The following is a 7,736-nucleotide window of genomic DNA, read 5'->3' on the forward strand; positions in this document are numbered from 1 at the left end:
CATGCTGTCTGGGCGACAGCGGGGACGAATATTAACGGCAGCCGGTGAGGCTGGCAAGGGGAAAAATGGTTTTTTCACCATGACTGAGCAGCAACTGTGCTATGCGTCGTTTTTTTAGGCTTCGCGGGCCTTTTACCGCCCGCTCAACCGCTTAGCGCGCCGCGCGCGTCAGGATCACCTCGGCAGGTGCCTGCTGCAGGCGCCTGATTCGCCAAAGCATCATCACCGCCGCGGATGTCAGCCCGATGATGAAGCCGCACCAGAATCCCGCTGGCCCCATGCGTGGCACCAGCCAGTCGGTGAGCGCCAGCAGGTAACCGGCCGGCAGACCGAGCAGCCAGTAGGCGATAAAGGTGATGAAAAAGATTGAACGGGTATCTTTATAGCCGCGCAAAATACCGCTGCCAATCACCTGGATCGAATCGGAGAACTGGTAGATCGCCGCCAGCAGCATCAGCTGTGCCGCCAGCGTCACCACTTCCGGATTGTCGTTATAGAGCAGGGCGATTTGATGCCGGAAGGTAACAGTAAACAGCGCGGTCATTGCCGCCATGCTGATTCCGACGCCCTGCGCGGTCCAGGCGGCCACTTTCGCCTGCTCAGTCGATCCCTGACCCAGTCGATAGCCGACCCGGATAGTGGTGGCGACCCCAAGCGATAGCGGCATGACGAACATCAGTGAGCTGAAGTTCAGCGCAATCTGATGACCGGCAACGTCAACGATTCCCAGCGGAGACACCAGCAGCGCCACCACGGCAAACAGTGTGACCTCAAAGAATAGCGCCAGCGCCACCGGCAAGCCCAGCGTCATCAGACGGGTCAGAATGGGCCGTGACGGCGGAGACCAGCGACTGGTCAGATGGATATCCCGCATGGCACCCATCCGGCGGATCCAGAAACGCATACAGATGAACATCACCCAGTAAACCGAGGCTGTTGCCACGCCGCAGCCGACACCGCCCAGCGCTGGCATACCGAAGTGACCATAAATAAAGATATAGTTAAGCGGGATATTCACCATCAGCCCGAGGAAACCCAGCACCATACCCGGTTTGGTTTTCGACAGGCCTTCGCACTGATTACGCAGCACCTGGAAGAACAGATAGCCCGGTGCGCCAAACAGTAATGCATGCAGGTAGCCTTCTGCTTTCAGCGCCAGCAGCGGATCGATGTCGTGCATCGCCCGGATTAAATAGCCGGCGTTCCACAACAGCACCATGATCAACAGCGAAACAAAAAACGCCAGCCAGTAACCCTGACGAATTTGCTCGGCGATGCGTTCGCGGCGGCCGGAGCCGTTGAGTTGCGCAACCGTGGGCGTCAATGCAAGCAGAAGACCATGACCAAACAGAATGGCCGGAAGCCAGATAGAGGTGCCGACAGCAACGGCGGCCATATCCGTGGCGCTGACGGCGCCGGCCATAATGGTATCCACAAATCCCATCGCGGTTTGAGCCACCTGAGCAAGGATGACCGGGATCGCAAGGGCAAGCAATTGACGCGCTTCTGTTAAATACTTCTGCACGTTAACACCTGAATAGTTAATTAAATAATGACGGGGTCAGAAAAGCCCCCAGGAATTGCGTCCGCTAGTGTAACTGTCGGGACCGGATTCGCCAATCTTTGTCACTGCATGCGGTTTGCTACGCTGTAAGGCAACGTCGCTGGCTGAAAGCGAACAGCGGACGTGAGCTGTGATAAACTAGCGCAAACTTCGCAGAGGCAAAGACTATGTTTACCGGTATTGTGCAGGGCACCGCAGAAATAGTGTCCATTGAAGAGAAAGAGCTGTTCCGCACCCACACCATCAGGATGCCGGCAGAATTATTGCCTGGACTGGCACTGGGCGCCTCCGTGGCTCACAACGGCTGTTGCTTAACCGTGACGGCTATTGAGGGCGATCGGGTCAGTTTTGATTTAATTAAAGAGACCCTGCGTGTCACTAACCTCGGCGATTTACGTCAGGGCGATGTGGTCAATATCGAGCGTGCCGCAAAATTCAGCGATGAAATAGGCGGGCACCTGATGTCCGGTCATATTATGACCACGGCTGAAATTTGTAAAATTATCCAGTCTGAACATAACCGCGAAGTATGGTTTAAAATTCAGGACCCGGCTCAGATGAAATATATCCTGCACAAAGGCTTCGTCGGCATCGACGGCATTAGCCTGACGGTAGGGGACGTGACCAAAACCAAATTCTGCGTCTATCTGATTCCGGAAACCCTGGAGCGGACCACGTTAGGCGCCAAAACCTTTGGCGATCGGGTGAATATCGAGATTGATCCCCATACTCAGGCGATCGTCGATACCGTTGAGCGGGTACTCGCACAACGTGATGCCGCCGGGACGATGGCTATGCTGGCCGGAAAGCCAGTCGCACAGGATTAAAAATAAGGCGCATCAGCGCCTTTTTTGTGCTTTTATTGTTTGCCCAACATCGTATCAACGTGCCACGCGTAATCCGCCTTCCACACCCCGACTGAATACTACCTGCCATAACTGAATATCGCGGGCGCGGAACGCACCGGCACAGGCGTTGAGATAGTAGGAGAACATGCGTTTAAAGCGTTCGCCGTAGCTCTCCGCCAGTTGCGGCCAGGCCTGAATAAAGCGCTCATGCCACGCCATCAGGGTCGTGTCGTAATCTGCGCCAAAGTTATGCCAGTCTTCCAGAATGAAATGGGGTTCGCTGGCGTCAGCAATATGTCGTACGGAAGGGAGACAGCCATTTGGGAAAATATATTTATCGATCCACGGATCGACATTCATATCGGTTTTAATTGCCCCGATAGTATGCAGCAGGAAAATACCGTCTGGCTTTAAATTACGATCCACTACATCGAAATAGGTGGCGTAATTTTTAGGTCCGACATGTTCAAACATACCGACCGAGACAATACGGTCAAACTGTTCATTCAGGTCGCGATAATCCTGCAATAAAATAGTGACGTCTAAACCTTCACAACGCTGTTGCGCCAGCTTCTGCTGTTCGGCGGAAATGGTGACGCCGTGGACTTTCGCGCCATAATGACGGGCGGCAAATTCTGCCAGTCCTCCCCAGCCGCAGCCAATATCCAGCAGCGACATGCCAGGTTCCAGCCCTAATTTACGGCAAATCATATCCAGCTTCGCTTCCTGCGCAGCGGCCAGCGTCGTGGCCTCTTTCCAGTAGCCGCAGGAGTACTGCATATAAGGATCGAGCATCAGAGAAAACAAGTCGTTTCCTAAATCGTAATGCTCTTTACCGACAATCCAGGCGCGTTTTTTCGACTGGAGATTGGTTAAGCGCGCCGCGGCAATACGCAGCGTATCTTTAAAGTGATGAGGGAGTTGCTGATCCAGTTTATGTTTGAGTACGTGGTGGAAAAATATATCCAGCCGATCACATTCCCACCAGCCATCCATATAACTCTCGCCCAGGCCCAGCGATCCTTCCTGCAGGACACGTTTAAAGAAGTCAGGATTTTTTACCTGAATATCCCAGCTCCGTGAGCCATTAATTTCGATATCCGCTTTTTCCAGCAATTCGTGAACGATGCGATACCAATGATTTTCTTCGAGGCTCACTTCTTCTACATACGATGAACTCATAGCTTCTCCACCACCTGTCCAATCTTAACCTGAAAAAGAATAGTCAATTTCTTCAGGAATTGAGAAAAGTCACGGATGACTCCGTAAACCAGAGATCTGGCGTGATACAGAGGATTGAAACGGTTCAAAAGCGTCAGGCACGGTAACAGTAACGCGCGCGCAGACGCCATCCCGGCAACCCGGTTGCCAATCAGTTTGTTACGTTATTATGTTGTTGATTTATTACAGATTTATCGACCCGAATGAGTATATTCTCACCCGGGTCAATATTCAATGACTTATTGTTAGGTTGCTAACTAAAAATCATTGCCTCAGTGATTATCCTGGCAGGCGGTCGTGGGGGTGGCAACATCAGAACGTGCGTTTGCTATACGCTGCATTGCGAAACCGAGCAGTGCGAGCAGAATGGTCAACGCCATTATCAGCGTGGTGGTAAACAGTGGCTGAGTTAAGCCAGCCGAGACAGCCAGGCTGGCGGCAAAGCATAATCCCAGCTGTAGCGTATTCTGCAGCGCAGCGGCTTTACCGGTCGCATCCGGGAAGGGCATCAGCGCGGCGGAGACCACAATCGGATAGATGGCACCGTTAGCCAGCGCCATGCCGCAGAACGGCAGCAGCAGGCTCACCAGCGTACTGTGACCGGAGAGGGCGACGGCAAACAGCGCCAGGATGCTCAGACTGTAGACCGCCAGCAGCCACGGTAGCAACTGCGCACCTTTGAAACGGTTGAGCAGGGCGCGGCAGCCGAAACCACCGATCAGGAAGGCAACCGTCTGCGGCAGATAACTCAGACCAATATCGGCGGGTGACAGGCCCAGATCGGCCAGAATAAACGGTGAGCCGGTCAGCCAGGCAAAAAAGCTGGCGGAACAGGCGGAATAAATCAGCACGTTGCCACTGTAGACGCGGGACTTAAGCAGGGTGAAAAATCCCGGGTTTGCGGCCTGGTCGCCTGTTGCTTTGCGGCCCGATGGCAGGCGCAAAGTCGTGAGAATCAAGGCCAGTGCAATCAGCGTCAGGACCAGGAAGATCGAACGCCAGTGGAAATGACCAATCAGCCACGCGCCCAGTAACGGCGCCAGCGCGGGTGAGAGCGCGACCAGCGGCATGATGGTGGCAAACACCTTATTAGCGCGTGCGGCCGGATAGCGATCGACCACCAGCGCCTGCCAGCTGACAGCGGCAGCACAAACACCAATCGCCTGAATAAAGCGCAGCGCCAGCATCAGATAAATATCTTCTACCCACAGCATACCGGCACAGCCGACGGCGAACAGCGTCAGTCCGGCCAGCAACACCGGCTTGCGCCCGATGCGATCGGAGAGCGGCCCCCAGAACAGCTGGCCGCAGGCAAAACCGGCCAGGAACAGGCTCATGCTGGCGCTGATCAGGCCAGGCGAGGTACTGAAGGTTTGCTGCATCGCGCCAAACGCGGGCAGGTACATATCGGTGGCTAAGAAGCCCAGCATGCTCAGCAGAGCGAGATAAGGCATAAATCCTTTTGACGGTGACATCTGATTCTCATTTTGCAGGTTGACCGCGGCAGAGTGTAAAAGGTGCGTTTGCCGCTGTGAAACGCTAATATTTGCCGATTGCTGTTAAAAAATTTGAAGGCAGAATATGTGGTCAGAATATGCGTTAGAAGTGGTGGATGCCGTGGCGCGCGGTGGCAGCTTTAGCGCGGCGGCGCAGGAGCTGCATCGGGTGCCGTCCGCTATCAGCTACACGGTGCGCCAGCTGGAGACCTGGCTGGCGGTACCGCTGTTTGAGCGCCAGCACCGTGAGGTGGTGTTAACCCCCGCGGGTGAGCATTTTGTCCGGGAAGGGCGCAGCGTCATCAAAAAAATGCTCGCCACCCGCCGGCAGTGTCAGCAACTGGCCAACGGCTGGCGCGGGCAGTTAAGTATTGCGGTGGATTGTATCGTCAAGCCACAGCGTACCCGACAATTAGTGAAAGATTTTTACCGCCACTTTCCTGATATGGAGTTGCACATCAGTTATGAAGTGTTCAACGGCGTCTGGGATGCGCTGGCGGATGGACGGGTTGAGGTCGCTATCGGCGCGACCCAGGCGATCCCGGTCGGCGGCCGCTTTGCCTTTCGCGACATGGGGACGCTCAACTGGCGCTGCGTGGTAGCGAACCACCATCCGATAACGGAAGTGAGTCAGATTGATGACGATACCCTGCGCAGCTGGCCGTCTCTGGTGCTGGAAGATACCTCGCGCGCACTGCCACGCCGTATGACGTGGACGCTCGACAACCAGCGGCGGCTGGTGGTGCCGGACTGGCAGACCGGACTGGATTGCGTGCTGGCGGGATTGTGCGTGGCGATGGTGCCAGGTCATCTGGCCCGGCCGTTGCTGGACAGCGGTGCGCTGGTGGAGCTCACCTTGCCGGTGGCTTTTCCGGAGAGTCCCTGTTGTGTCAGCTGGGCGGAAGATCGCGCATCACCGGCAACCGGCTGGTTACTCAGCTATCTGGGTGATGCGCAAACGCTTAATCAGGAGTGGTTAAGCGAAGATTAGCGGCGGTAGTCGCGGAACGGACCGTCAGCCACCGAACGGCGCTCAATCAGGGTCGGATGAACTTCGATGGTCTGAGAAATCTCACGTTTACTGGTAATGCGATCCAGCAGCATCTCCAGCGCTTTCTCGCCCAGCTGCGCTTTCGGCTGATGAACGGTGGTCAGCGCCGGCGCGAAGTAGCGTGCGTTGCGCACATTGTCATAGCCGATCACTGAAATGTCCTGCGGCACGCGCAACCCCATTTCATCGGCGGCGCAAATCGCCCCCATCGCCATGATATCGCCACCACAAAACACCGCGGTCGGGCGCTGTTTTTGCGACAGGATCTGCTGCATCGCCTGATAGCCTGACTCGGGCTCAAAGTCACCCTGTACAATCCACTCGGTGCGCGGCTGAATACCCGCTTCTTCCAGCGCTTTCAGGAAACCGGCGTGACGTCCGCCACCGGTATTGCGCTCCATCTGGCCGGGGATGGCGCCAATCTCGCGATGGCCACGCTCGATCAGATAACGCCCGGCGAGATAACCGCCCTGAAACGCATTATCCAGCACTGTGTCGGTAAAGTCGGCGCGGGATTCGCCCCAGTCCATCACCACCATCGGGATGTTGCGATTCTCTTCCAGCATCTTCAGCAGATCGTCCGGGTACTCAGAGCACATCACCAGCAGGCCATCGACGCGTTTTTGCGCCATCATGCTGAGATAGGCGCGCTGCTTCTGCAGATCATTGTGCGCATTACCCAGAATCAGGGTATAGCCTTTGTCGAAACAGTGGTTTTCCACCGCTTCAATAATTTCAGCGAAGTAGGGCGCTTCGCTGGAAGTGGCCAGCAGGCCCAGCGTTTTGGTGTGATTCACCTTCAGGCTGCGCGCCACGGCGCTCGGCGAGTAGTGCAGTTCCTGAATCGCCTGCCAGACGCGCGTTGCGCGTCTCTTCAGCGACAAAACGCGTTTTATTGATGACGTGCGAAACGGTGGTCGTTGAGACGCCGGCGCGTTTTGCCACATCTTTAATTGTTGCCATTAAAATCGGACTCCAGGGCTTATCTAACCTGATGATAAGCATAATGTTAAACGTTTGCGTCTGCTCAGGGTCTTCTGCGCAATGAGGCAGTTTTTCTGACCGGTAAACAGGGCGTCTGGCGGGTAATGAGCGCCTGAAAAGAGAGCAAACGGAACCGGGGTTGCGCGCGTTGCGCAACAAAGGCAGGATTCTAACAAGGCTGGGCGGATAAAACGAGATTTTTACCCGGTCCTGTGGGAAAATGGCTTAACCCCACAAAGATTGTGACTAAGGAGAGTTAAATGAGTACCGATTTGAAACTGGCACTGATGACCACCGTCGGCTGCCTGCTGATGATTGTCGCTTTTAGCTTCACCGCGATTCTGCACTGATCGAAAAAACCGGGCATGGCCCTAATGCCTGTCAGTTAAGCGACAGGTGATAACGCAGTCTGGTGCCGCTCAGGGGCTGGCGGTCCTCGCGCCGCTGCGCGGTACCTTCACTTCATTCCTCTGCCTGACGGACCGCCGGGGATGGCACATCCTGTGCCGCCCCGCCTTTCGCCCGCGTCCTGCGGGCTCTCCTGGCAGACTCATTCCGTTCAGCGCTGCGAT

Annotated in this window: 6 protein-coding genes and 1 pseudogene; 3 read left to right on the plus strand and 4 right to left on the minus strand. The window is 55.6% G+C overall.

Annotated elements, in window-relative coordinates; genetic code table 11:
• Positions 1–151: 151 nt before the first annotated feature.
• Positions 152–1,525: an MATE family efflux transporter gene (locus HA41_RS18875; protein WP_094122041.1), complete on the minus strand. Its 1,374-nt coding sequence runs from the start codon at positions 1,523–1,525 to the stop codon at positions 152–154.
• 206 nt (positions 1,526–1,731) lie between these two features.
• On the opposite strand from HA41_RS18875, the gene HA41_RS18880 reads away from it, so the two are divergent.
• Positions 1,732–2,391 (plus strand): riboflavin synthase subunit alpha, encoded by a 660-nt coding sequence (locus HA41_RS18880; protein WP_094122042.1) that lies wholly within the window; start codon positions 1,732–1,734, stop codon positions 2,389–2,391.
• 54 nt (positions 2,392–2,445) lie between these two features.
• Here the strand turns inward: HA41_RS18880 and cfa are convergent, their stop codons facing one another.
• Positions 2,446–3,594, minus strand: coding sequence for a cyclopropane fatty acyl phospholipid synthase (gene cfa, locus HA41_RS18885; RefSeq protein WP_094122043.1), 1,149 nt, complete (start codon positions 3,592–3,594; stop codon positions 2,446–2,448).
• Between the two features lie 311 nt (positions 3,595–3,905).
• The gene (gene punC, locus HA41_RS18890) at positions 3,906–5,108 is read right to left on the minus strand and encodes a purine nucleoside transporter PunC (RefSeq protein ID WP_094122044.1); all 1,203 of its coding nucleotides are present in this window, start codon (positions 5,106–5,108) and stop codon (positions 3,906–3,908) included.
• Between the two features lie 106 nt (positions 5,109–5,214).
• Between punC and punR the strand changes: the two genes are divergently transcribed.
• Positions 5,215–6,120, plus strand: coding sequence for a DNA-binding transcriptional activator PunR (gene punR, locus HA41_RS18895; protein ID WP_094122045.1), 906 nt, complete (start codon positions 5,215–5,217; stop codon positions 6,118–6,120).
• Here punR and purR read toward each other — a convergent pair.
• Positions 6,117–7,143 (minus strand): annotated as a pseudogene (gene purR, locus HA41_RS18900) (HTH-type transcriptional repressor PurR). The gene punR and the pseudogene purR sit on opposite strands and share 4 nt — an antisense overlap.
• A 281-nt stretch (positions 7,144–7,424) precedes the next feature.
• On the opposite strand from purR, the gene cydH reads away from it, so the two are divergent.
• Positions 7,425–7,514, plus strand: coding sequence for a cytochrome bd-I oxidase subunit CydH (gene cydH, locus HA41_RS20865; protein WP_095707274.1), 90 nt, complete (start codon positions 7,425–7,427; stop codon positions 7,512–7,514).
• The last annotated feature ends 222 nt before the right edge of the window (positions 7,515–7,736 follow it).

Origin of the sequence: Pantoea conspicua (assembly GCF_002095315.1) — a bacterium.
Taxonomy (GTDB): Bacteria; Pseudomonadota; Gammaproteobacteria; order Enterobacterales; family Enterobacteriaceae; genus Pantoea; species Pantoea conspicua.